A 25,358-nucleotide genomic window follows, 5' to 3' on the forward strand; every position below is an offset into this window, starting at 1 on the left:
GCTTGTACACCAGCACGCTCTTTAAATTGGTGTCGGTAATCGCCAGGACATTGTTCTTGGGATCCACCGCAATCCCGTTAAATTCTGGATAGGGATCACCCAACCGCCGGCAGGCCGGAATATTGCCGCCGGGAATGCCGGGAGCGATCTTATCGAAGACTTGCTTGAGCGCATTGTCCGCACTGCTGTGCTTGCGTTCCTGCGCGGCGGCCTGGGTGGGCCCCAGCCCTACCGCCAGCAACGCCAGTAGCGCAGCCGTGCCAAGCCCAAACGGCGTCTGCTTAGCCGACCATCTCATTGGCCACCCTCCCAAAGCGTCATGCCTCAGCCGGGCGCTGAAGCTTCAATGTCAGCGGACTATCTTCAGTCCCCAAACCCAGCCGCCTGCCTGAACAGACGGCGGTCAGACCCCAAAAATTCGCGGCGCCCTGGTCCCTTAGTGACTCCAGGTGTCCTTGATCGGCCCACTACCCAGACCTCCCTGACCCGGCACGCCTAAGAGCTGCGGAACTTGAAAGGCAAATATGCCATTGCGCCCGCCGTCACCGGTGAACAACTCCCCATCAGGAGGATCCAGGGCGATGCTGGCTGGATGCAGCAGGTCGCTGGCCGCGCCGCGGATATAGGCGCGCGGCGGCACATCGCCGTTGTCGGTGAGGTTCCACACCCCAATAAAGCCAATCGGCGCCAGCCATGGCCGGGGTGGTCCGGTACAGCCCGGCAAAGGTGCGAAGCCGCCCCGATCGTAAGGTGGAAAATACCCGCTATTGAAGGCTACGGCAAAAATTTTGCCGTTATAGACAGCTACATGCCAGAGCGATTTGATCCCCGTGTGAGGCCCGGTTATGACTCCCAGCGGGACCACGTCGCCGCTGGCTCGGCGGTCGAACACAAAGATCGCCCCGCGATGCTTCTGGTCGCTGGCGGTAGCTACCACCACGTTGCGCACCGGGTCCACGGCGACCCCGATCACGCCGCCATACATTCCGGTTTTGGGGCCGCCAATATAGCGCAAGGGCGGGGTATTGCCGTTGGCGTCCCAAGGGTAGAACAAAATCCGGCTGGAGACCGAGTCGGCGACCACCAGCTCCTTGTGAACGTCATCGACTTCAAGCTGGAAAGGGCGATGGAGCTCGGTCTTGGGTCCCTGCAGGACCCGCAGCGGAGCGACTTCGCCATGAGCGCCAGCGGGAAAGGTTACGATTGCGGCGGCCAGCGGCTCGCTGGCCAGGATTAAATCGCGGGCCTTGTCGTAAGTGATGCCGTGAGCGGCGCGCGTCAGCTTGGTCTTCTGTCCTTGAATGATACGGACAGCATTAGTATTGCCACTTGCCAACCTGGCAAAGGCCGCGATCCGCGGATCGCTGACTCAATTGGGAACCAGCAATTCATCGCGTTTGCTGTCGTAGGCCATCGCCATCGGGTTGCCGAAGCCGGCGATCGCGGTGCCCTTGGGAGCGTTGCGAATGATCCGTTTGGGGCGGGCATCGCCGTCGGCATCGCTGTCGAAGACCAAGCCCGTGTGGCCGAAATTGGCGACCCACAGCTCGTGATGGATGGGATCAAACGCCACCCCCATCGGGGTGGTGATGCCAGTCCGCGGCCCTTTGATCTCGCGAATCGGCGCCACGTTGCCATTGGCCGTGCGCGAGTAGATGGTAATCGCATTGCTGGCCATGTTGGCCACCGCGATTTCATCGCGCTGGTCATCGACCGACACTCCCGCGGGCCAATCCATCCGGGTCTTGCTACCCTGAATCGTGCGCTGCGGCTTGGCGTTGCCCCGATCATCGGCCGAAAACACAGTTATCGAGGGCGGTTGATAGCGGCCGCCGCCCTGGTAATCGGGATCCCACGCCCCGCGCGCCCAGTTGCCGTGATTGGCGACGAAAATCTCGTCGTGGGTATCGTCCCAATAGACGCCATGGGGATCGGCTAGCCCCGTGTTGTCCCCTCGAATCTCACGCAGTGGTGGTTCGGCGCCATGAGCGCCCAGGCGAAAGAAAATCAGCTCTTCGTCGTGCTCAATCGCCAAGGCCATCTGATTGAGCTTGAGGCTGACGCCGATGCCGTACACCTCGTGCGGGGTGGCCAGAACGCGGGCCGCGTAGTCGCCATTGGCGCCGTAGGGAAAGGCCGCCACGTCGTCGCCGATATCATTTTCGCCGGCGTAGATCTCTTTATGTACTGGATCAATCGCAACTCCGGCGGCGAACGAAATGTAAGTGGCCGGCCCCATGATCTGTGCCAAGGGAGGAGTCACTTCGGGCGAATCCACAGAGCCCGCAGTGCGCCGATACACCAGCAGACTTTTGAGGTTGGTGTCGCTGAAGAGCACTATGTTGTTCTTCGGATCGACCGCAACCCCGTTGAACTCCGGATACATGTCTAACACGGCGCGGCAGGGTTGAATGTCGCCCCCGGGTATTCCAGCAAACAACTTGGCGAAATCAGTCTCCGCCTGGGCGCGGCTGCGCGAGGGCGAAGGATTGGCCGCCAACGCCGTCCATGCCGCGAACGCCAGTAGCGATATGGTCAGCGCAACGCCAACGAAATACTTGTTTGTCCAGATTACTTTCATGCCGCGGTTCACCCCATCTCCGAGCCTGCCACGCGCGCAATTCGGAAATGCTCCAATCGTGTGTAGTTTTCCAATTACACCGCGCCGCAGAAGTATACCAGACAGGATGGCGCTTTAAAAATCTGTTGGCACGAAGCTTGAGCCCAAAATGTCTGCGCAGTTTTCGCCAAAATTCGAAAAATTCTCGTTCGATAGCTTAATCGCGCCATCCGCTAACCGGCAGCGAAAAGAGGATTCAAATGGACGACAATCCCAGAAGAACATTGGGCGCGCCGAAAGTGCCACGCCAGTGCCGAGTTGACGCCGAAGGGCGATCGGGCTAATGACCACGTTTGTCAAGTCAGTTAAATTTACTAATTTCTGGTGGGTTTGGCTAAAAATGGGCATCAACATATGGCTGGAATAGAGGGACCATTCTGGAAGCTGCGTGCGGACCTTAGCAAGCAGCCCAAGCGCGAGCCGGGCCCGATTAATCTTCAGCGTTATACGGGCTCGATGGCCTACAGCGGAATCGCCACCTTCATGGGATTACCATTGGCGTTGACGCCGGAGGACCTCAAGGCCGGCAAAGTGGAAGTTGCCATCGTAGGTGCACCGGTCGATACCAGCTTCGGCCATCGTGGCGCCCAGTACGGCCCGCGCTACATTCGCGCCGATGAGCGCACGGTACCCTACATTCCCGCGATGCTCCAAAATCCCGATACCCGCGTCAAACCCTTCGAAGTCCTGACAGTAGTCGATTACGGCGATGCCGCCGTCGATCCGCTCGACCTGAAGGCCTCGTGCGATGAAATCCGCGGGGTGGTCAAAGAGATCGCCGCGACCGGCGCGGTTCCGATCGTGCTTGGCGGCGACCATACCATCCTGTGGCCGGACGCAGCCGCCATCGCCGATGTGTACGGACCGGGCAAGGTTGGCGTGGTTCACTTCGATTGTCACGTGGACTGCGCCGAAAGCGTCATGGGACATAACATCGCCCACGGAACGCCAATCCGCCGGCTCATCCAGGACGAACACGTTCCGGGGAAAAACTTCGTCCAGGTCGGTTTACACAGCTTCCTGGTCCCCGACGACGAACTGTTGGCCTGGATGCTCAAGAACGGCCTGCGCTCTCATCACATGGCGGAGATCGAGCGGCTGGGCTTCGATGCGGTTTTGAACCGGGCGATCGACGAAGCCCTGGACGGTCCCGAATATCTGTATGTCTCGGTTGACGTCGACGTGATGGACCCAGCCTTCGCGCCCGGCACCGGCACTCCGGAACCCGGCGGTCTGACCCCGCGCGAAATCCTCCCTGCCATCCGGCGGATCTGTCACGAGACTCCGGTGGTGGGATTTGAGGTAGTGGAGGTGGCGCCGCTGCTCGACCCGGGGATCACCACGGTCATGAACGCCCGGCGGATAATTCTCGAAGCGCTCACCGGGTTGGCGCAACGCAAGCTGGGTATCAAGGAAAAGAATTACCTCGACCCCGTCATGGCCGGCAAAACCAGATCGATGGTCCGCGGCACGAAGCCCGGAGGCGGCCGGTCAAACAAAAAATAGGGCTGAGCAAGCTTCCTGCCGGCAAGGGGCCCGGCGCCGTCGCCGCGCGGGCGGCTGGCCGTCGGCGACTGGGTGTACGGTGGCCGTCGGGTTCAACACGGCTCGGAAGCGACAAGATGCGCGCCGGCGCGGCTACCCCCGCCGCGCCCTTCAAGCTATTCGGTCCATCCCCACTTTGCTTTGTTGGCCGCGACCTCCTCGGGCGTGGGCGCGGTATTGTTCTCGTGCCGCTGGACCTTGAAATCGTCGGCCAGTTCGGTGGTCAGAGCATTGAGCGCGGTGTCGGCGCTGAAGACCTCGGGCACCGAGGGGGCGTCGAAAATCGCCTCCCACGGACATTCCGGGGCGCAGGCGCCACAATCGATGCATTGGTCGGGATTGATATAGAGCTGGTTAGGGAAACGCTCGCGATCGCTTCCGGTGTAGGTATAGATGCAATCCACCGGGCAGACTGCCACGCATGAAGTGTCGACGTGATCGATACACAATCGGGTAATTACGAATGCCATCAGCCTGATACCGCCTTTCCGATCCGGCCCGCTACCGCAAATCGCAGCAAGGGTCTGACTCAATCATAACCAAGATCGCCATGGCCAAGATCACCAGATTGCACGTGGTGGCGCAAACTGCTCAATGACCGGTCAAGAGCTGCTCAATCCAGCGGGCATAGGCCTCCATGAAACCCTTGAGAAAGAGCCGGGTGCTGTCATTGATAAGATTGCCGGCGGGGTCGAACAAGGCCGCCGCGCCGCCTACGTAGGCCTCGGGTTGCTGCATCACAGGAACGTTGAGGAAAACGCACGACTGGCGTAGATGCTGATTGGCGCCGAAACCACCCATCGCACCGGGGCTGACGCTCACGATCGCGCCCGGCTTGCCCTCCCACGCGCTCTGTCCGTAGGGCCGCGACGCCACGTCGAGCGCATTCTTGAGCACCCCTGGCACCGAGCGATTGTATTCCGGCGTCACGAACAGCACCGCGTCGGAGGCGCGCACGCGGGCGCGGAACTCCTGCCACGCCAGCGGCGGCCCAGCTTCCTCCTGGTCCTGGTTGTAGAGCGTAAGTTGGCCGATTTCCAGGATTTCCAACTGGAGCCCAGCCGGTGCTAGGGCTACCAGGGCCTTCGCGGTCATGCGATTGAAGGAGTTTTTTCGCAAGCTGCCTGCCAACACGGCTACTTGACGGTTCAACGCTCGACCCTCCGGTGCAGTGGCGCCCAAACCCATTTTCACGCCCCGCCCTTTTTATATAGCTTGGGGTTCCTTATGATTCTAACTTTTACTAGGAGCGTGCGCGGTATGAAAAAGAAGCCGCTTCAAGTAGCAGGCTTGCGCCCCCGACGAGGCAGACATGATCAATAAAATTGTCGCAAGCTTCGATCAGGCAGTCGCCGATATGCGCGACGGCGCGCTGATTCTGGTAGGCGGTTTTGGCGGTCCCGCCGACTGCGCCAACTACCTGATGGCGGCGGTAGCTCGGCGTGGGGTCAAGAACCTGACCATCGTCGGCAATCACGGCGGGCGCGGGTCGGAGTTCATGGGCCTGGTGCGCGGCCGGATGAAAGAGATCATGCATTGGCCCGAGGATTCTTATGACCCCGGCCTCCTGGTCGAGCGCGGCCAGGTTCGCAAGGGGATCCTGGCTTTTCCTGCGGCGGTTGGCCACGTCACCACTCCCTTCGAGGAGGGCGTGATGGCGGGCCGAATCGAGCTGGAGTTGGTGGGCCAGGGCACCATCGCCGAGCGTGTGCGAGCGGCCAAGGCCGGGATCGCCGCCTTCTACACCCCCACCGGGGTAGGGACGTTTGTGGCCGAGGGCAAAGAGGTGCGCGAGTTCGACGGCCGCCCCTACCTGCTTGAGCGCGCGCTAAAGGGGGATTTCTCACTAATCCGTGCCCACAAGGCCGATCGCTTCGGCAACCTGGTCTATCGCAACTCGGCGCGAACCTTCAACGCCACCATGGCCGGCGCCTCCACTGTCACGGTGGCCGAGGTCGACGAAGTGGTAGAATTGGGCCAGCTTGATCCCGAAACAATCGTCACCCCGGGAGTTTACGTCCAGCGAGTGGTGGTGCGCCCTTCAAGCCCACGCCCCTGGAACGAGCCGATGTAACAGGAGGAAATGATGGCGGGCGATCGATTGGAGCCACGCGCGCTGGCGCTGCGAGTGGTCAAGGAATTTCAAGACGGAATGCTCGTCAATCTGGGCTCTGGCATGCCCACCCTGTGCGGGATGTTTCTGCCCCCAGACAAGGAGATCTTGCTGCATGCCGAAAACGGCCTGATCGGTTACGGACCGACGGTGGAAAACGCGAGCGAGGCTGACCTGACCCTGATCAACGCGGGGGTGCAGCCAGTCAAACCGCGGCCCGGGATGGCGATCGTCGATCATGCCGAGAGCTTCGCGATCATTCGCGGCGGCCATATCGACATCTCGGTCCTGGGCGCCCACGTGGTCTCGGAATTCGGCGATCTGGCCAACAATACCACCCCAGGCAAACAGGTCGGCAGCCTGGGCGGCGGACAGGACCTGGCCTTTTGCGCCAAGAAGGTCATCGTCATGATGACGCATACCGACAAGCACGGGCGACCCAAGCTGGTAAAGCAATGCGCCTACCGACTGACCGCGCCCCGATGTGTGGATCTGGTGATCACCGACATCGCAGTTCTGGAAATCGACGAGCAAGGCCTCACTCTGGTGGAGGTCCTGCCAGGATGGACGCCAGCCGAAGTCCAAGAGCTGAGTGAACCGCACCTGCGCATCAGTCCCCACCTGCGGGAGATGGAATTGGTTTAGTTGACCGCCGCATCGAATTACACGAGGGCGTGCGCAGCGGACCAATTTGGGAGGATACTACCATGCGAGCATGGGATCGCTATCTGAGCGAGCGCGACCGCGAGCTGTTTCCGGCCGAGGGGCGCGCGGGTGGTTTCGGCCATAAGCCGGCCCTAGTGATAATCGACGTCACCTACGCCTTCACCGGCGAGGGCGAGCCGATTCGCGAGTCCATCAAGCGCTATCCACTGAGCTGCGGCGAAGAGGCCTGGAGCGCGATTCGGCACACCCAGCACCTACTCCAGGCAGCACGCGCGGCACATATTCCTATTTATTATACCATTACCGGCTATCGCGAGGACGCAGCCGACGAAGGGGCTTGGCGCCGCGGTCATCCCGAAGGTGTTCACCCGATGAGCGTCGAAGGCAGCAAGGGCACCCAAATTGTAGCCGAGCTGGCGCCGGCGCCAGGCGAATTTGTAATCGCCAAGAAAAAGCCCAGCGCCTTCTTCGGCACCCCGCTGGTCTCCTATCTGATCGATCGCCAGGTGGACACCCTGATCGTCACCGGATGCACCACCAGCGGCTGCGTGCGTAGCTCGGTGTTGGACGCCTTCTCGCTCAACTACAAGATCGTCGTGCCCGAGGAATGCTCGTTCGATCGCGGCGAGGCCTCGCACGCGATCAATCTTTACGACATGCAGCGCAAGTATGCCGACGTGATCCCCACGCAGCAGGTAATCGACTATCTGCAAGCGCGCGTCAGCCACCCCGCGACCGCGCCTCGCCCGGCCGCGGTCCTGAGGTAGTTCAGGCGCGCGCGGTCAGCGCCTCGGGATTGACCACGTTGATCGGATGACCCTGGGCGAAAGCATTGATCTGAGAGAAGATGGCGTTGAACATCGACTCCAGGTTGTCCTGCTCCACATAACCCAGATGGGGAGTGCACACCACGTTCTCCATCGCCAACAGTGGATGGCTCCCGCCCACCACCGGCTCCTCTTCGAAGACGTCCACCGCCGCCATCCCGGGACGGCCGGCGCGCAAAGCCGCCACCAACGCGCCGGGCTCGATCAGGCCGGCGCGGCTGGTATTAACCAGCAACGAGGTCGGCTTCATCCGGGCAAGATCGGCGGCGCTGACAATTCCGCGGGTTTCCGGGATCATACGCAGATGCAGGCTGACGACGTCGGCCTGGGAGAAGAACGTGGCGCGGTCGGGGGCCACGGCGAAACCATCGGCGGCCGCCTTGGTCCGTGAATTTTCGCGGCCCCAGGCCAGGACCTTCATCCCAAATTGCTTACCGTAGCCGGCCACCACCGCGCCGATCCGGCCATAGCCGTAAATCCCCAGGGTCTTGCCGCGCAGCCCAATCCCGATGCTGGCACCCTGCCACCGTCCAGCCTTAAGCGCGGCGACCTCCTGCGGGATTCGCCGCATCGCGGCGATAATCAGGCCCCAGGTCAGTTCGGCGGTCGAATAGGAGGGGGCGCCGCCCCCCATGTGGGAGCAGACCACTACACCGCGCCGGGTGCAGGCCGCCACATCGATATGGGGGTAAACGCTGGTCTGGCTTATAATCCGCAGCCGCGGCAGCCGCTCCAGTAAGGGGGCGCTTACGGGCGTGCGTTCGCGAATTAGCGCCAGCGCCTCGGTATCGGCTAGCCGGCGCGCCAGCTCATCGATGTCCTTGGTATGATCGTTGTAAATGGTCACCTGATGGCCCGCCGCGCCGGCGAAGGCACGCAGGTTCCTGACCGTATTCTGATAATCGTCGAGTACCGCAACTTTCATCTTTGCCGCTCCCTGGCGCGATGTTAGATCAAGCCATCGTTGGGGGGAATGCGTCGCCTTTTGCCTCGGGCCGGCGCCAGCCGATAATCTTATGCGGCGAGGCAGGAAATCTGATGAAGCTCTCGATCCTCGACCAGTCGCCGGTGCCGGCCGGCTTCACGCCCGGCGACGCACTGCGCAACACTATCGAGCTGGCCCGCCTGGCCGATCGGCTGGGCTACGAGCGCTACTGGATCGCCGAGCATCACGCGACCGAAAGCCTGGCCAGTCCGGCACCCGAGATCGTCATCGCGCGGGTGGCGGCGGAAACCCGCGCGATTCGGGTGGGCTCGGGCGGCGTAATGCTGCCGCATTACAGTCCGCTGAAGGTGGCCGAGGTCTTTCGCACCTTGCACGCGCTCTATCCTGAGCGGATCGATCTTGGGCTGGGACGAGCCCCGGGCAGCGGTCCGCTGGAAGCCTTCGCCTTGCGCCGCGACCGCGAAGACAACAAATGGCGCGAAGATGATTTCCCCGAACAGTTAGTTGAGCTGCTGGCGTTTTTGGATCACGCCTTTCCGTCCGACCATCCTTTCTCTCGTATCAAGGTGTCCCCTGAAACAGCCGGAGCACCTGAGGTCTGGTTGCTGGGCTCCAGCATGTGGAGTGCCTCGGCCGCGGCCCAGGTGGGACTGCCTTACGCCTTCGCTCATTTTATCGATCCCCATCACACGCGCGCCGCTGTCGAATACTACCGCACCCACTTCGCAGCGCGGCGCGCCTTGGCCCATCCCCAACCGATCGTGGCGCTGGGCGCGCTGTGCGCCGACAGCGAGGCCGAGGCGCAGCGCCTGTTCGCCAGTACCCGGTTACAGCGCCGACGCATCCGCCAGGGCGACCGCCGTCCCATCGCGCCGCCCGAACAGGCATTGGAGGAGCTGCGCCACGGTCCCGACCCACTGGCCGAAGATCGCGGCGAATTTCCCCGCTACGCGGTGGGAACCCCCGATCAAGTACGCCGCCAGCTCGACGCCATCGCGAGTGCTCTCCACCTATCCGAATTGATGATTGTCACGATCGTGCACGACCATCGCGCACGGATGCGCTCGTATGAACTCCTAGCCGAAGTATACGATCTGGCTGCTCGCCCGGCAGTTTAGACTACTCGTTTCTTGTACTATAGCTATACCAAGCGGCCGTACACCGCCGTTGTTTTTCAGTCATGCCGCTGACGGTGTAAGAAAATTTTAGACCGCAGTACAGCTTTGCTGACCGCAACCGCCGCTATATGCATTTGCCAGACTGCAAAATCACTAGTTGATTTGACTTCAATCTTTCAGGGACGTGTCAAGTGACCTACTTGGAATCAATCTTCGGGGTGTCGCATAGCGTCCTGATTAGAGCAGCGGTGTCTCGCGACGGAACTCCGGCGAGCTCTTCAGCTCCATAAATCCAGTACATTGCTAGTCATCTGTTTATGGCATGGCCTTTGCGCAAGGGATCTACGCGTAACTCATCGGCTGTCGTCACGGTAAATGAATTAACCTTTCGACCGCGGCTTCGAAAGGGTGGCGGCCGCCATCACCATCAATGGAGGTTTTCGTGAGATTGAGGATTTCGATCGCGTTATCGGCGGCGATGCTGGCCCTTGTAACGGCTTCTGGCATGAGCTGGGCGCAAGTGCAAATAACCAGCCCCAGCAACGGACAGACCGTCAGCGGTACGGTCGCGTTCACGGCGACGGCGGCACCTAATGTGCAGTGGGTCAATTTCTATGTTGATGACAACTATCGCAGCTCGTCGCCTCCCTACGCCTATAGTTGGGATTCCACCACCACCAACGGCGGGCGTCACACCTTGAGCGTCAATGCTTACAATGCCGCTCACCAATTGGTGGGCAGCGCGCAGGTCAGCGTAACGGTAACCGCCCCCAATGCAACCGCCAACGGTGCGCCCGGCGTAGTAACGCTGACCGCGCCAGCAAACAATGCCAACGTCTCGGGGTCGGTGGCGATCACGGCTACCGCCGCTGCTGGAGTAAGCTGGGTGAATATCTATGTGGATGGCACTTACCTCAGCTCCAGCCCACCATATAACTTCACCTGGAACGCCAGCGGCGCCAGCAATGGAGCACACACCATCACGGTGCGCGGCTATAACACGTCCAACCAGGAAATCGGCAGCGATTCGGTCAATGTAACCGTGGGCTCAGGCACCGCCACGACTACCATCGCCGCGGTCAACGCCAGTTCGGCGGCCCAGATTACGAGCAGCGACGGCGGAAGCGATCAATTCACCACGCTGGCCTCGGGCTCTTCGCTTCCCAGCGACTCCGAATGCGCGGCCCAAGTAGCCTATTCTTCCTGGGAGCCGCGGCCCCAGAATGAGACCGCCAATCACACCACTCCAACCAGTAGCGAATTAGATTCGGTGGCCGATGCTAGCGTGAGCGCCGATGGCGGCGCGCCCACCAGTTATTTCGCGCGAGTGACCGGAAATTTCACCGGCACCACTGATGAAATCCTGCAGTGGGGCGCGTGCAAGTGGGGTTTCGACGTCAACCTAGTGCGCGCCATCGCGGCCAACGAGAGCTGGTGGAAGCAAAGCGCGGACGGCGACGACGGCGTCACCTTCGGCATCTTGCAAATCAAGAGCACCGATTACCCGTCCACCGTGCCGATGAGTCAGGAGAGCACCGCCTTCAACGTGGACTGGAAGCTGGCCTATCAGCGGGCCTGCTTCGATGGCAAGCTGGGCTATTTGCAGGGCTCCAACGGTTATCCGAGCAGCGACAGCGGCACTGCGCTGTGGGGCTGCGTGGGGCAATGGTACAGTGGCCAGTGGTACGATTCGGCAGCTCAGACCTACATCAGCCAGGTCAAGACGCTGATGGACAATCGGGTCTGGCAAGAACCGGGTTTTTAAAAGCATGGCTGCCCGCGGCGGGAGACGGTACGCCGTTTTCCGCCGCGGTTTTCTGGCTGGATCAAACTGTCGCGATAGGTTAGTCCCTAGCTGCAGATACCTCATAGGAAGGCGGCCATGGATAAAAGCCTGGAGCAAAAGATCGAAGAGCTGTGGAATCGCGAGCAAATCAAGTCGCTGACCTACGCGTACGGCGAATGCATCTTTCGGCGCGACGCCGAAGGGCTGGCTAATCTCTTCACTGAAGACGGCGCAGCCGATTTCAGCGCCCTAGGCCAGGGTATCCATCGTGGCCGCGTCGCCCTAGCCGAGTTTTATGGACGCGGTTGGTCCCGCCGCATTCGGCCGTTTTTCACCAACCATTACATCGAGTTTCACGCCGACAACCAGGCCAGTGGCTGGTGCTGGTTCGACAATCGCGGTAAGCAAGGCGATGAAAGCTTGATTGGCGCGGGCAAGATCTACGATGACTACCGGTTGGTACAGGGGCGCTGGCTGTTCAGCTCGCGCCGCGTCGCCCCCTTCTTCATGGTTGCACTCAACCGTGGTTGGGCGCGCGAACTGGACTGAGGAGTCCAGCCCCCGGGCTTGGACTCCTGAGCGGCTTGAGGCATGATAGCGCCCGATTTAAAGTTTAATGCTGGAGGCCGACCATGGCAGTAATTACGGACCGCTCCACCAAGGCGCCCTTGCTCGATATCAAGCGGATCGGCCACGGCACCCTAGAGAGTCGCGATCTGGTCAAAACCCGACGCTTTTACGAAGAGGTGCTGGGTTTCGACGTGATTCAAACCAGCCCGCGCTCGCTGCTGATTCGCAAGGGGCTCAACCACAGTTACGCGGTGGTGGAAAATCCCAAGCTGGAGCGCGAGATGTCCCGCTTGAACCACAACGGCCTGGACGTGCCCAGCCGCGAGGCGGTCGATCGTGCCTATCAACTCCTGGCCCAAGTCAAGGACGAGTACGGCATCCGCAAACTCAGCCATCCCGCCGAGCAGCATGGTGACTATGCCTTTTACTTCCAGGATCTGGACGGCAACTGGTGGGAGATCGTGGCGGTGGACGAGTCCGCCAATGGCTACGTCTCGATTTTCAGCGACCCCAGGTTCGACCTGACTGGGCGCCATGAACTCGACGGGGTGGTCAAAGGGCACGTGCACGATGCCGCCGACCGCGAGCGCTTCGCGGCCAGTGCGACGGGCGAGTCGAAGTGAGCGTGCGAGATGGTCACGGCAGGACCCTCGGCAAGGGTTGCGATCCTAGCGCCCGAGGCTGACCGGGCGTGACACCACGTTGCTGGATCGCTCGCGCGCAGATAACACTGCGTCGCGGCCAAACTGTGCGGCGATAGTTCCAGCGAAGGCTGCGGATGGGGCGATGGCCCCCAACGCGCTTTTCCAAGCGCGTTGGACCATCGCCCCTACTCTTAGTTGGTAGCGGTAATCGAACCCATCGAGGCGGGTAAACCCGTAACCTGCAGGGATTGTCCGCTGGAAGCCAGCCAAACTTGGGTAACAGTTTGCGATGAACTACCAAGGGCGGTGTGTGAACCGTCGGCCGGTGAAGACGAGCCGCCACATCCACCTTGAGTAATTATAAAAACCATGAGCATGCCCCCAGCAATGGCTGGCACCCAAGGGTAGCCCGCCACCCGAACCAGTAAAACCATGCCCAGTGCGCACAACCCGAGTAATACCCCGGCAAGGGGGCTGACGGGTAAAGAAAGGCGCCATGAGGCAAGCCGGACAGCCATTGAACCCCCACTACCGTTCGCTGTAGTCGCGGTGGTCGTTGTGGAGGTGGGACTTTGGGCGAGCATCGCACTAAGGCTGAGGCTGACGCTTTGCCCTACGCTAATCGCAAGCGGAGGCGAAAAGTGGAACGTGTTTGCGGTCGAGACAGCGTTGATTTGAGCGGCGGCGCCGCCACCCGTGAGGGCCATCGAGGAGAACAGGGTCGGATTGCTCGCCCCCACGGTCAACGCGATCAGATTCGCCGTGGACGCGCCAGAGTTGGTTATCTGGATGGTTCCGCCGGCTACGGGTTGTCCAGCTACTGCGCTGCTATTGGCCGCAACCGTGGTTACGCTGCCGCCACTGACCGCGGTGTCCAGCACCCAAACGCTGCGGCCATGGGTCGCCGCCAGCAAGTAGTTGGGGTTCTGATCCAAATCGAAAATCTGTGCCAAAGGCAGATTTTGCGTAAAGTTCTGCCAGCTCTTTCCGTTGTCCGTTGTGCGCAACAGACCGGCTGCGGTAGCGACGATCAAGGTCTGGCCAGTGGTATCGTTAGCGTCAAACAGCACCTTGGTAACCGGCAGATTGGGAAAACCCGAAGCTTCGCTGGAAATATCGCTCCAATTTGAACCTTGATCGGTTGATTCGAAAAGGTGCCCGCCACCGCTGGTAAAGCCACCCACAGCCACAACCACGGTGCTGGGGTTAACGGGAGAAATTGCCACCGATTCCAACGGTGCAGCGGGAAGACCGGAACTTATGTTGGTAAAAGTCGGGTGGCTCGAGGTGCTGTTAGTCGAGACCCAAGCAAACGGCCCCATGGTGCCGAAGTTTGCGGTCACCGCATACAGAATGGCCGGGTTGGTGGGGGCTACCCGCACGTCAGTGACCAGGCAATGCTCGATCGGTCCGCCTTCGGTATCTTCCACACAGCCCGGGTTGAGAGGAGGGCTGATGGCGCTCCAATTCACCGGGGTTTGCGAGCTGCCGTCGGTAGTACCGCCGGTAGTGGCATTGCATACACCCTCAGCACACGATTCCCAAATGCGACGAGTACCGTATAGGATGCGGTCGCCGTTGCTTGGATCCAGGCTGAAGGGGGCATAAAAGAGGGCGCGCTCGCCTCTGTCAACAGGCGGAGTGATATCTAGATTAAGATCGGGTTGGGCGACGGTGGAGCGTAGGAGGTGTATGCCCTGGGTTTCGCCAAAGATCACATCTCCGGCCGGTGGAATCGCCGTGAAACCTCCATCCGCAATAGTATTGCCCGAGAGCCATTGGGGATTGCCTGTGTAAATGGCCAGATCGTTGTCTTGCATGCCGCCATACGCCAGATTCGCAGTCTGCGGGCCCAGCGCCGCGCCTGTGAATTGCAGAGTTGCTAACCCGACGTTGAGCTTTTGGCTCCAATTGGTGCCATTGGTGCTGACTGACAAGCCGCCGTCGTTGAGGGCATAAATCGTGCCCTGGTTGACTGCCACGGCGTGAAAATCGGAATGCGACTGATCGATAGTGTAACTCCAGCGATTGCCTCCATCGGTCGAGCGGTAAAGGCCAATAAGGCCCAGATAAACGGTAGTCGGAACCGCCGGGTCGCCGCCCAAAGCTAGATTGTATGTCGCCTGGTTGTCTGGCAAGCAGCCTCCGGGTCCAACCTGCGGCAGTTCAAATCGCTGAGGTTGCCAAGTGTTGCCACCGTCGGACGAATGGAAGACCCCAAACAACTGGTCGAAATGGCCCCCCGCAAAAGCTGCGTAAAGCTGCGTTGCGGTAGGTACCCACAAGGCGATGCGAGGCGAAAATGAGGGAGCGTCAAGATGGCTCCAGGTCGCACCACTATCTTCCGACCGGAAGACTCCACCCGAAAAGCAATCCTTGATACAGCTGATCGCCGCAAAAACTGTTGCCGGGTTGCCGGGTGAAATCGCGACATCAGTTGCCGCACCGTTGATTCCATCCCATGCTGGGAGCCCGCCATTGCCAGACAGCAAGCTCCATGTGTTTCCTCCGTCGCTGGACTTATACAGCCCGGCCACCGAAGAAGGAGGCTGGACTGACGCCCGACCACCTACCGACCCCCTGGTGGTCGCCGCATAAATCGTATCGGGACTACCGGCTTGACCGGGGATAACCGCCAAGCGAGCAAAGGAATCGTAGGCAAACGTGCTCAATCCGAGCTGGGTCCAGGTTTGACCCCCATCATCGGATTTTAAGATTCCCTGGCCGTACTGGCTGTCCGCGGAATTATTGGCTTCGCCAGTACCGACGTAGACTTCGTCCTGCGACGGGTTGGCGCCAGGAACAACTGCGATGGCACCAACTGCCAGCGAAGGTTGAGTATCTGTGAGCGAAGCCCAAGTCGTTCCACCGTCGATACTCTTCCATACTCCGCCACCTGCAGCACCAAGATAAATCGCGCCTTCCGCGCCAAAGGCGATAGCCGTAGCGCGGCCGCTGGCGGGCGCAAGGGGCGACGGCGGGCAATAACCGTTGGGACCAAGCATCGCCTCGTCGGCCACTGGATTGGGCCCCACCGATTGCCAACCGTTGTTGGTATGAATCGGCGGCAGGGCCTGTAGCTCTGCGATACCGGCAGTCTCGTCGCCGAGATTCATGCCGTTTAGCCCGAGTCGCAAGGCGAAATAATCAGAGCGCGCAGCGTTTTGAGCGAGCCCAGGCGGTGTGCCACTCCACGCTAACACCGGCGTCAAAGAAACCAGCAAAACTGCAATTTCCAACCGCTTAACCCACCGATGCACGACCAAACCTCCAAATAGGGTTGCCGATGGTTGATAATGTTAGCCATTAAAAACACTACTTGACTAATAATTCAGCGATTTCGATGCCTATGACGAGTCGATGCGGGCACGGACCGGAGTCGCAACCTCGCCGACCAGATCTCTAAGCTTCACAGCGTGGTGCTGGCCTGCAGCCCACCCATAACTTGAGGCTACAATCGCCAGTAGCATCCTTTAGATGGACCTCCTGCTCCTAGATTTTCTTTATACGCTTATAAAGATGCCAACTTCCGGAAGCAAGATCTGAGTGCTCCCTTTACTTCTGGCCTTTATCTATGCGCATCTGTATGCCGTCTCGTGATTAGTAATGGAAATCTTTGAGCTACGAAGACGCGCTTTAAGATTGCCTTAGGCTTTTTAAGCGGTTGTCCGCTTATCTGAAAGCCCGGATTCTGGGAGAGACGCTCAGCGTGTTCTCGTTACTCCTCGTGAGCCGGCGGTATGCCGATCGCGCACGTGGTGGGATGTACGCAATTGGGATTTTTGCCCCGGTGAGGATTTTTTGCTTACCGCTCTATGAGCTAGCTAATACGTCCAGCGCTAGCCAGCTCGCGCGGAATTGAACTGTGGGGAATCCTCGCTATGGAGCTGAGCGAGCCATTCACCCACGAGCATTCGCGGCAAGACCTTGCCGGCGGCCAGGGCAACCGATGGACTAGGGACTCAGCGCCAGGGCATCAATTGCCCTAGCCAATGGGTCAGACCGACGGCGTCTTCAGGCTTATAGACGTGGCGTGGTGGGGTTTCGAAGGTTGCGTACGGCTTGAGCCGTAGCACCACGCGCCGCTCCCGTCGCGCGGTTTCTTCGGCGTGAGCGCGAGTCTCGGCCGGCATCGGTTTGCCCGCCATCACGCCATAAAGACGGACCATCTGATCGGTAACGTAGGTCGGATGACTGTCCATGGTCGCCTCGATCTGGGCGTCGCAGTAGACCTGCAGGTAGGTGGGCGGCCATTTTTCATCCAGCACGCAGATCGAAACTTTGGGATTGCGCGCCACCGCCTTGGCCTTGGCGCGCTCCTGCATCGTCACCACCAGGATATCGTCAGGGCCGTCCATCATGTAGTACACCACCGACATCGAGGGACCGTCGTGCTTACGGTTGTAGCCAAAGATGCAGGTGCGGTGGGCCAGGACAAATTCGCGCCGCTGTTCGCTGTTCAACGCAAGCCCTCCCCAAACGGACCCCGGCCTACGCGTGGGCGATCGCGCTGCCGTGCCGATTTTTCCTCTACCTTAGCGAGAGTCGGCTGGTGGGCAAACCGCTTTGTGGCACGGGCTTGGATTCCACAACGCGACTTGAGTTAACCTGCTTGAGCGGGAGCGCAAAAGAGAAGGCGAATTGGCGATGGCGATAGGGCGGAGCATGGTGAGGGAGCGGAAAGCGGTCAAGCAAACGGCGGCCACGCGCCTGGCGGTGGATATCGGCGGCACTTTCACCGATGTGGCGGCCTTCGATCAGAAAAGCGGCCGCCTGCTCCTGGGCAAAACTCTTTCTACCACCCACGACTTGGTCGAGGGCATCGCGCAGGGCGTCAGGAAAGCCGGCAGTAGCTTTGGCCAGGCGGCGCTGTTCCTGCACGGCTCCACTGTGGCGATCAACACGATGCTGGAGCGCAGCGGAGCCAAAACCGCCTTGCTGATAACCCAGGGCTATCGCGATATATACGAAATCGGCCGCATCAATCGGCCCGACTCCTACAACCTCTTTTTCCGCAAGCATGTGCCCCTGGTTCCGCGCGCTCTGCGCTTGGAGGTTCGCGAGCGTATGAGCGCCGAGGGCGAAGTGCTGGTGGCGTTGGATGAGAGTAGTGTTCAGGCGATCTGCGATCGTCTGGACAGGGAGCGGATCGAGGCGGTCGCGATCTTGCTTCTGCACTCCTATCGCAATCCCGCTCATGAGGCACGGGTCAAGGCTATCGTGCAGGCGCGCCTGCCGGGAGTCTTTGTCACCGCTTCGCACGAGTTATCCCAGGAATACCGCGAGTACGAACGCTGCTCCACCGTCGTGGCCAACGCCTATGTCGGTCCGCGCGTGCGCGATTACTTGAGTGGCATTGGTCAGCACTTGGCCGACGAAACCTGTCCCGGAGCCTTCCTGCTGGTGCAATCCACCGGTGGCCTGTACGAAGCCGACCGGGCGCGGGTGGAATGCATCCGCATGCTGGAATCGGGGCCCGCCGCCGGGGTAATCGGCGCACGTGCCCTGTGCCACGAACTACATTTGGACGATGCCGTTGCTTTCGACATGGGTGGGACCAGCGCCAAGGCCGGAGTGATCTATCGTGGCGAAGAACTGACCACCGGCAGCGCGCTGGTGGGCGGTTACGCCGAAGGCTTGCCGGTGCAGTTGCCGATGATTCACATTTTCGAGGTCGGCACCGGCGGCGGCAGTATCGCCAGCGTGGACCAAAGCGGCGCGCTGCGGGTGGGGCCGCGCAGCGCAGGCGCCCAGCCCGGTCCAGCCTGCTACGGGCGCGGGGGCGAGCAGCCCACGGTAACCGACGCCAACCTGGTGCTGGGGCGCCTGGGCGCCGATCGCTTCCTGGGCGGCGAAATGAAGCTGGATGTGGCCGCCGCTCAGCGCGCACTTGAACGGATCGCCGCGCCCTTGGGAATGGCGCCAACGGCGGCCGCCGCCGGTATCCTTCGCATAGCGGTCAGCGCCATGTCTTACGCCGTCAAAGGCGTCTCCACCGAGCGCGGGCTGGACGCCGCCGCCTTCACCCTGATTGCCTATGGCGGAGCCGGACCGCTGCACGCCAGCGCAATTGCGCGCGAGATCGGGATGCGCCAGCTCATCATACCACGCGCCCCCGGCCATTTTTGTGCCTTCGGGATGTTGTTTGCCGACTTGCGCTACGATTACGTGCGGACCTGGTTCACCCCGTTGGCGGGTGCCTCCTTTGCCGAGATCGAGCAGGTTTACGACAACCTGTTCGCCCAAGGGCGCCAAGCGCTTGAGCGCAGCCGGGTACGGCCGCGGCGTGTCGTGCTGGGGCGCGCGGTGGATATGCGCTACGTCGGCCAGGAACACGCGGTCACCATCGAACTAGGTCCGGCCATTTTCGCCCGCCGCGATCGCGACGCGATCAAGCGGCGCTTCGATGAGGTCCACCAGTTGCGCTACGGCACTTCGGCCCCGGGCGAGGCTGCGGAAATCGTCAGCTTGCGCGCCACCGTAACCGGTGTGATGAAAAAACCGGCGCTCGAGGCTATTGGGCGCGGCGGGCGCACCCCCATCGCAGCAGCCTCGCGCGGCAGCCGGCCCATCTTTTTCGAGCCGGATCGCGCGCTCAAAACTCCCGCTTTTGCTCGCGCCGAGCTGCGCGCCGGCAACCAGATCGAGGGGCCGGCAGTGATCGAGGAACACGCTTCAACCACAGTCGTGCTACCGGGCGATCGTCTGCACGTAGACCAGTTCGGCAATCTGTTAATCGAGGTCGGAAGGACCGCGTAATGAAAGTGGGAAAGGCTGGCGGCAAATCCAAAAACAAACTCAAGCTGGCGTCCGCGCCCCGGGCCGTGGTCCGCGCGCGCGGCCAGCGGCGTCCAAGCGCGCCGGGCGCCGATGCGGTCCTGACCGAGATCATTCGCAACGGCGTGATCGCAGTGACCGAAGAAATGAAAACCAATCTGATGCGCACTGCCTACAACATGATCGTTTACGAGGCGCTGGATTTTACCGTCGGGCTGTTCACCGCCACCGGTGAGACGGTATCGATTGGGCTGGGGCTGCCGATGTTTATCCGCGGGATGGCCGAAACCATCCGCGCCGAACTAAGGCACTTTGGGCCCGGTGGACTGGCTCCCGGCGACATTTTGGTTACCAACGACGCCTATCTGACCGGCAGCCATCTCAACCATTTCACCTTCAGCCTGCCAATCTTCCATCAGGGCGTGCTGGTGGCCTTTGCCTGCTGCATGGCGCATTGGCCCGACGTGGGTGGGACCCTGGGCGGAGTCACGACCGATATCTATTCGGAAGGAATTCAGATCCCGCTGCTGAAGTATCAGAGCGCCGGGGTGGTCAACCAAGACCTGCTCGATATCCTGCGCATGAACGTGCGTCTGCCCGAGCGCGCGATGGGCGATTTGCGGGCTCAGATCACCGCGGTGACCACCGGCGAGCGGCGCTTTCTGGAGCTGCTCGATCGCTACGGTCGCCAACCGGTGCTCGATGCGATCGCGCGTATCATGGATCATTCCGAAGCCGCCGCGCGCGCTCGCACCCGCTCCATTCCCGATGGCGTTTACGAGGCCGAAGCCTACATGGACGACGACGGGGTAGAGGTCGGCAAACGCATCCCACTCAAAGTGCGGGTAGAAGTAGCCGGCGAGGAAATGACGATCGATTTGTCGGAAGTCAGTCGGCAGGTGCGCGGCTTCTACAATTCGGGCGCGACCACGGGTTACGCCTGCGCGCAGGTGGCCTACAAATGTCTGACCTCGCCCACCGACTATCCGATCAACGAGGGTAGCTTCCGCTCGCTCAAGGTAGTGCTGGCGCCGGGCACGATCGTAAGCGCGGTGCGGCCAGCCGCGATGCGCTGGTGGATGACTTTTCCCATGACTATCGTCGATAGCGTCTTCAAGGCGCTCTCGACGGTGATTCCCGAGCGCACCATCGCCGGCCATCATGCCGACCTGGCAGTGGCCACCGTCCATGGCATCTCGCCCCGCGATCAGCGTTTGTTTTTGGCCAGCACCGGACCGGTGGGCGGCGGATGGGGCGCCAAGCTAGGCGAGGACGGGGTCAGCGCGACCGTGGCGCTCAACGACGGCGATACCCACAACAATCCGATCGAACAACTGGAAGCCAAGTACCCCTTGCTGATCGAGCGTCACGCCTTGCGCAACGACTCCGGTGGCGCGGGCGAATTTCGCGGCGGCTTGGGAATCGAGCAGATCATCCGGGCGCGCGCCCCGGTCACCGTCAATATGCAGATCGATCGCGTCCATTGTCCTCCCTGGGGCTTGGCGGGCGGACTCGACGGAATGGGTAATCAGGTCACCCTGCGCCTGCAAGGCCAAGAGATCACCAACTTGCCCAACGCCAAGGTGCTGACCCAGCCGCTGCAACCCGACGACGCCTTCGTCGTACGCACCGGAGGCGGAGGTGGCTTCGGCGATCCCCTGCGACGCGACCCGCGCCGGGTGGCCGACGACGTGGCGCAGGAGTATGTCAGCCGCGAGCAGGCCCGCCAGCTGTACGGGGTGGTGATCGACGAGCAGGGACAAGTGGACGCGGGCGCAACCGCGGCCTTGAGAGCGAAGTTGGCGCAGCCCGCCCGCGATCGAGCTCCGGCCTCGCGCCAATGAGGAACGCGACGCCCATCCTCCTCGAATAGAGGTTGGCGGTGCTTGTTGGCGCAAAAATCGGCCGGGGTCTTCACGGCTTTCGCAGCGCGCTCTCCAGTCGCGGCAACGCCTGCTCCAGTGTCTGCTTATCCTGCAGCGCGCCGAGAAACGAATCTTCTCTAAGCCGCGCCATTCGCGCCGGCATCGTCTTGATCGTGAACGCGGAGGGATCATAACCGGGCTCCAACTCCTCCCAACTAAGTGGCGCCGAAACCGGCGCGCCCGGTTGGGGCCGCACGGCGAAGGGCGCGGCGATGGTTTTACCGTGGCCTAGTTGCAGATAATCGATATAAACCTTGCCCTGGCGCGTGCGCGGATTGCGATTGATCGTCGCCAGCTCGGGGATGCGCGTGATTACCAGGCGCGCCACCAGCTCGGAGAACATCCGCGCCTGCTCGTAAGTGTAGCGCGGTTGCAGGCCCACCACGACGTGAAAGCCGGCCTGCCCCGACCCTTTCAGACTCGGCCTCAGGCCGAGGGCGCGCAACTCGTCGCCGACCCGGCGGGCCACCTCGATCGCGCGCGCGGTCGTAGTGCCCTTGGGATCGATATCGAACAACAGCCAGTCGGGATGTTCCAACTGGGGCAGGTGCGAGGACCAGATGTGAATCGTGATAGTGCCTAGGTTGGCGACATACGCCAGCGCCTCGGCGTCGTCCAGGACAAAGAAGGCAAGCTCGCGCCGCGATTCTTGTGAATAGATCCGGGTGGTGCGCAGCCAGGAAGGGGCAAAGCCTGGCGCATCCTTCTGATAGAAACTCTTGCCCGTGATGCCATCGGGATACCGCGTCAGCATCACCGGCCGTTCCTTCAGGTAAGGCAGCATCCAAGGCGCGATCCCCAAGTAGTAGTCGATCAAATCGGCTTTGGTGTAACCTTCCTCGGGCCAGAAAATCTTGTCGGGATTGGTAATACTAAAGCGATGAACCGGGCCGTGCGCCGGGGCCGCGGCTTGTTGCAGCGGGCTATCTATCGCGGGTGCGGCGCCGTTGGTCGAGGCTGTTTGCGCGGCTTCGGCCTGTGGCCCCTCGTAGATACAGTCACGGGGCGAGACCTCAGGCAGCAATTGCTGGAAGCTGGGATGGCGGATTCCACCCTGATTGGTGTATTCGCCGAAGCGGACGGCACAAACGAGCTCCGGCTCGCAGAATGTGGCGGCGCGCGGCGGCTTTGGTTGCCCGGGCTGGGAAGGGCGAAAAGGCGAGCTGGAGCGCTCACGCGGGTGCAGCAGCGCGTAAATAGTTCGCAACTTCTCGCGATCGAAGCCCGTGCCAACCTTGTCGATAAAGCGTAGCTGTCCGTCGCGCTCGTACTGTCCCAGCAGGAGAGCACCGAAATGGGTTCGGCTGCCGGCGGGCCTGGTGTAGCCTCCGATCACAAAACGGCTGGTGCGCGGAGCCTTGATCTTGAGCCAATCGTCGCTGCGCCGGCCGCGGTAAGGTGCCGCACGGCGCTTGGCCACGATCCCCTCCAAACCGCTTTCCGCAACCGCGGCAAAAAATTCCTTACCTTGTCCGACCAGATGATCGCAGTAAGCCAGCACACCTTCGCCCTTGATCAGATCCTTGAGCAACTCCTTGCGCCGCTCGAGCACCAGCCCGCGCAGATCGTAGGAACCGAAGGCGAGCAAATCGAAAACGAAGTAGCGCACGGGCTGGGCAAAACTGAGCCGAGCGATCGCGCGCCGATCGTTCAGATGGATGCGTCGCTGCAAGAGCTGGAAGCTGGGCTTTCCCTGCTCGTCGAATTGGACGATTTCGCCGTCAAAGATAAAACGGCCGTAAGGCAAGGCGTTGGCGGCCAGCACAACTTCGGGATACTGCGCGCTGATGTCGTTGCCGCGCCGGCCGAACAGGCGCGGTCGGCCCTGATCGCGAATCGCCAGCGCGCGCACGCCATCGTATTTGACTTCGAACAGCCACTGATCGCCGTCGAAGGGCTGCTCGACTAGTTTGGCTAGCGCCAGGGGGAAATCGGCAGAACGCAGCGGCCCGTCGTGGCGCGCGGCCCCAAGCTTGCCCAGAGTCGCCAGCGTCTTCTCCTGGACCCGGGCCGCTTCGTGCATCTCTTCCACCAGCAGCCCCGAGAGCACGGAGCGAGGATGGGCGGTGAGCACATCGTCGCCCGGGAGCGCGGCTTCGTCGCGCTTCTTGATCAGCAGCCATTGCGGTTTATCGGCACTGCCGAACTTGGTGCGCACCAGGGTGAAGGCGCCGTTCAGCTTGTAGCCGCGCAGGATGAAATCCAGCTTGCCGGTCGCGATCGCCTTCGCCACCGGCATATCCGGCTCAAGGGCCTCGTACACGCCGCGATCCCAGACGATGACCGCGCCGGCGCCATAGTTGCCCTGGGGAATGATGCCCTCGAAGTCGCCATATTCCAGCGGATGGTCTTCCACCATCACGGCCAGTCGCTTGACGCTGGGATCGAGCGAGGGACCCTTGGGCACCGCCCACGACCGCAGCACTCCTTCCATCTCCAGGCGGAAGTCGTAATGGAGCCGGCGCGCCGCGTGCTTCTGCACGACGAAGATGCCGCCGCGCTGGCCTGTAACGAAGGGCTCGGAGCCAAAGGGTTCGGGGGTACGCTCGGGGTTACGCTTTTCGCGGTATCGTTCAAGAGCCATCGATTTCCCGGTTGGCCAAAGCCTTGCTCGGATTATACAGTAAAATGGTAGCGGGGTTGGGGATGCCCGCGGGGAGGCGACTTAAATGGCAGCGCGACCGGTTTCCAACGGCACGATCTCCTTTGGCTTGGTCTCGATCCCGGTGCGGTTATTTTCCGCCACGGTTTCCAGGCAGGTCAGCTTCAACCTGCTGCACAACAAGGACGGCAGCCGTATCCAGCAGAAGATCTATTGCCCGGTAGATGACAAAATAATCGATCGCAGCGAGCTGGTGCGCGGCTACGAGGTTGAAAAAGGCCGTTATGTGACGTTCAGCGACGAGGAGCTAAAGGCGCTGGAGGCTCAGGACGATCACGCCATCGAGATCGATCATTTCCTGCCTTTGGACAAAGTCGATCCGCTCTATTTCGAGGGCGCCTACTGGCTGGCCTGCGAACCGGTCGCGGCCAAGGCCTATCGCCTGCTCACCGAAGCGATGGCGCAGACCGGGCAGGTGGCTTTGGCCCGCTTCACCATGCGCGGCAAAGAGCATCTGGTCCTGATTCGGCCGCTGTCCGAAGGCCTGGTTCTGCATACCATGTTCTATGCCGACGAGGTGCGCGCCGCCACCGAGGTCGATCGGGGACTCAACGCCGAGGTCAAACCCGCCGAACTGGCTCTGGCCAAGCGCCTGATCGGCGAGTTGGCGGAGAAGAGCTTCCAGCCCGAAAAATACCACGACGGCTTCCGCGAGCGGGTACTCGAAGCGGCGCAGCGCAAGCTGGCGGGCCAGCAGGTGACCGAAGCCGCGCCCGAGCCGCGGCGCGGCCAGGTGATCGATTTGATGGGCGCGCTCAAGGCTTCGCTGGAGAAGCGCGGGCTGAAGCTGGGCGAAGCTGCCGAGCAGCCAAAGGCCCCGCCCGTGGAGGGCGAAGCCAAAACAGCGAAAAGCGTCGGGCGCCGCACCAGCGGCGAGCGGCGGCGCGCCGGGGCCAAGAAATAAGGAACCCTACCCGGGAAACCCACGACCTTCGCTACCTGATTTCTTTCGCGCCCCCACCCCGAACTCGGCGATATAATGGATCGGCGGCTGGGGCCGCGAGACCTAAGGTTATAGGGTGGCATCGTTCCACCCGAGGCCTCGGTTGCGCCGGTTCCAGCACGCCCTCCAACCCAATCGTGTCGCGCTTAGTGGCAAGCGGGGATTGGGAACAATTTTGGTTCATAGCTGACGGTCCGTTGAAATGCGCTTCGCGGC

General features: G+C 61.4%; 20 protein-coding genes. 11 read left to right on the forward strand and 9 right to left on the reverse strand.

The window, feature by feature from the left end; all coding sequences use genetic code 11:
* The 3 genes from VKV28_05025 to VKV28_05035 all read right to left on the reverse strand — a co-directional run.
* Nucleotides 1-298, reverse strand: a 298-nt coding sequence (locus VKV28_05025; GenBank protein HLH76153.1) for a hypothetical protein, incomplete at its 3' end; no start/stop codon positions are given.
* A 138-nt stretch (nucleotides 299-436) separates the two neighbouring features.
* A complete protein-coding gene (locus VKV28_05030; protein HLH76154.1) occupies nucleotides 437-1,336 on the reverse strand; it encodes a hypothetical protein in 900 nt (299 codons plus the stop codon).
* Nucleotides 1,337-1,369: 33 nt separating this feature from the next.
* Nucleotides 1,370-2,581 (reverse strand): hypothetical protein, encoded by a 1,212-nt coding sequence (locus VKV28_05035; protein ID HLH76155.1) that lies wholly within the window; start codon nucleotides 2,579-2,581, stop codon nucleotides 1,370-1,372.
* Nucleotides 2,582-2,974: 393 nt separating this feature from the next.
* On the opposite strand from VKV28_05035, the gene VKV28_05040 reads away from it, so the two are divergent.
* The gene (locus tag VKV28_05040; protein ID HLH76156.1) at nucleotides 2,975-4,126 is read left to right on the forward strand and encodes an agmatinase family protein; all 1,152 of its coding nucleotides are present in this window, start codon (nucleotides 2,975-2,977) and stop codon (nucleotides 4,124-4,126) included.
* A 155-nt stretch (nucleotides 4,127-4,281) separates the two neighbouring features.
* Here VKV28_05040 and VKV28_05045 read toward each other — a convergent pair whose 3' ends face one another.
* Together VKV28_05045 and VKV28_05050 are read right to left on the reverse strand one after the other, a co-directional pair.
* Nucleotides 4,282-4,635: a ferredoxin family protein gene (locus VKV28_05045; GenBank protein ID HLH76157.1), complete on the reverse strand. Its 354-nt coding sequence runs from the start codon at nucleotides 4,633-4,635 to the stop codon at nucleotides 4,282-4,284.
* A gap of 121 nt (nucleotides 4,636-4,756) precedes the next feature.
* A complete protein-coding gene (locus tag VKV28_05050) occupies nucleotides 4,757-5,317 on the reverse strand; it encodes an NAD(P)H-dependent oxidoreductase (protein ID HLH76158.1) in 561 nt (186 codons plus the stop codon).
* A 160-nt stretch (nucleotides 5,318-5,477) separates the two neighbouring features.
* Here VKV28_05050 and VKV28_05055 point away from each other — a divergent pair, with 160 nt between their 5' ends.
* The 3 genes from VKV28_05055 (at nucleotide 5,478) to VKV28_05065 (ending at nucleotide 7,711) form a co-directional block, all read left to right on the forward strand.
* Nucleotides 5,478-6,239, forward strand: coding sequence for a 3-oxoacid CoA-transferase subunit A (locus VKV28_05055; protein ID HLH76159.1), 762 nt, complete (start codon nucleotides 5,478-5,480; stop codon nucleotides 6,237-6,239).
* Nucleotides 6,240-6,251: 12 nt separating this feature from the next.
* Nucleotides 6,252-6,923, forward strand: coding sequence for a CoA-transferase (locus VKV28_05060; protein ID HLH76160.1), 672 nt, complete (start codon nucleotides 6,252-6,254; stop codon nucleotides 6,921-6,923).
* A gap of 62 nt (nucleotides 6,924-6,985) precedes the next feature.
* Nucleotides 6,986-7,711, forward strand: a complete 726-nt coding sequence (locus VKV28_05065) for an isochorismatase family protein (protein ID HLH76161.1) — start codon at nucleotides 6,986-6,988, stop codon at nucleotides 7,709-7,711.
* 1 nt (nucleotide 7,712) lies between these two features.
* Here VKV28_05065 and VKV28_05070 read toward each other — a convergent pair whose 3' ends face one another.
* A complete protein-coding gene (locus tag VKV28_05070) occupies nucleotides 7,713-8,696 on the reverse strand; it encodes a D-2-hydroxyacid dehydrogenase family protein (protein HLH76162.1) in 984 nt (327 codons plus the stop codon).
* A gap of 113 nt (nucleotides 8,697-8,809) precedes the next feature.
* On the opposite strand from VKV28_05070, the gene VKV28_05075 reads away from it, so the two are divergent.
* The 4 genes from VKV28_05075 (at nucleotide 8,810) to VKV28_05090 (ending at nucleotide 12,814) form a co-directional block, all read left to right on the forward strand.
* A complete protein-coding gene (locus tag VKV28_05075) occupies nucleotides 8,810-9,835 on the forward strand; it encodes an LLM class flavin-dependent oxidoreductase (GenBank protein ID HLH76163.1) in 1,026 nt (341 codons plus the stop codon).
* 442 nt (nucleotides 9,836-10,277) lie between these two features.
* Complete coding sequence (locus tag VKV28_05080) at nucleotides 10,278-11,600, forward strand: Ig-like domain-containing protein (GenBank protein ID HLH76164.1); 1,323 nt, start codon at nucleotides 10,278-10,280, stop codon at nucleotides 11,598-11,600.
* A gap of 117 nt (nucleotides 11,601-11,717) precedes the next feature.
* Entirely contained in the window at nucleotides 11,718-12,170 is a 453-nt protein-coding gene (locus VKV28_05085; protein HLH76165.1) for a nuclear transport factor 2 family protein, read from the forward strand.
* An 83-nt stretch (nucleotides 12,171-12,253) separates the two neighbouring features.
* A complete protein-coding gene (locus VKV28_05090) occupies nucleotides 12,254-12,814 on the forward strand; it encodes a VOC family protein (protein HLH76166.1) in 561 nt (186 codons plus the stop codon).
* 212 nt (nucleotides 12,815-13,026) lie between these two features.
* On the opposite strand, the gene VKV28_05095 is transcribed toward VKV28_05090, so the two are convergent.
* Together VKV28_05095 and VKV28_05100 are read right to left on the reverse strand one after the other, a co-directional pair.
* A complete protein-coding gene (locus VKV28_05095; protein ID HLH76167.1) occupies nucleotides 13,027-15,951 on the reverse strand; it encodes a hypothetical protein in 2,925 nt (974 codons plus the stop codon).
* 846 nt (nucleotides 15,952-16,797) lie between these two features.
* A complete protein-coding gene (locus VKV28_05100) occupies nucleotides 16,798-17,298 on the reverse strand; it encodes a pyridoxamine 5'-phosphate oxidase family protein (GenBank protein ID HLH76168.1) in 501 nt (166 codons plus the stop codon).
* A 184-nt stretch (nucleotides 17,299-17,482) separates the two neighbouring features.
* Here VKV28_05100 and VKV28_05105 point away from each other — a divergent pair, with 184 nt between their 5' ends.
* On the forward strand, nucleotides 17,483-19,594 hold the full coding sequence (locus tag VKV28_05105) for a hydantoinase/oxoprolinase family protein (GenBank protein HLH76169.1): 2,112 nt from the start codon (nucleotides 17,483-17,485) through the stop codon (nucleotides 19,592-19,594).
* A complete protein-coding gene (locus tag VKV28_05110) occupies nucleotides 19,594-21,456 on the forward strand; it encodes a hydantoinase B/oxoprolinase family protein (protein ID HLH76170.1) in 1,863 nt (620 codons plus the stop codon). The genes VKV28_05105 and VKV28_05110 overlap by 1 nt, the downstream gene beginning before the upstream one ends.
* 70 nt (nucleotides 21,457-21,526) lie before the next feature.
* Here VKV28_05110 and ligD read toward each other — a convergent pair whose 3' ends face one another.
* Nucleotides 21,527-24,121 (reverse strand): DNA ligase D, encoded by a 2,595-nt coding sequence (ligD, locus tag VKV28_05115; protein HLH76171.1) that lies wholly within the window; start codon nucleotides 24,119-24,121, stop codon nucleotides 21,527-21,529.
* An 85-nt stretch (nucleotides 24,122-24,206) separates the two neighbouring features.
* Between ligD and VKV28_05120 the strand changes: the two genes are divergently transcribed.
* Complete coding sequence (locus VKV28_05120) at nucleotides 24,207-25,103, forward strand: Ku protein (protein ID HLH76172.1); 897 nt, start codon at nucleotides 24,207-24,209, stop codon at nucleotides 25,101-25,103.
* Nucleotides 25,104-25,358 lie beyond the last annotated feature (255 nt).

The sequence above is a fragment of the Candidatus Binataceae bacterium genome (genome assembly GCA_035294265.1).
Classification (GTDB): domain Bacteria; phylum Desulfobacterota; class Binatia; order Binatales; family Binataceae; genus DATGLK01.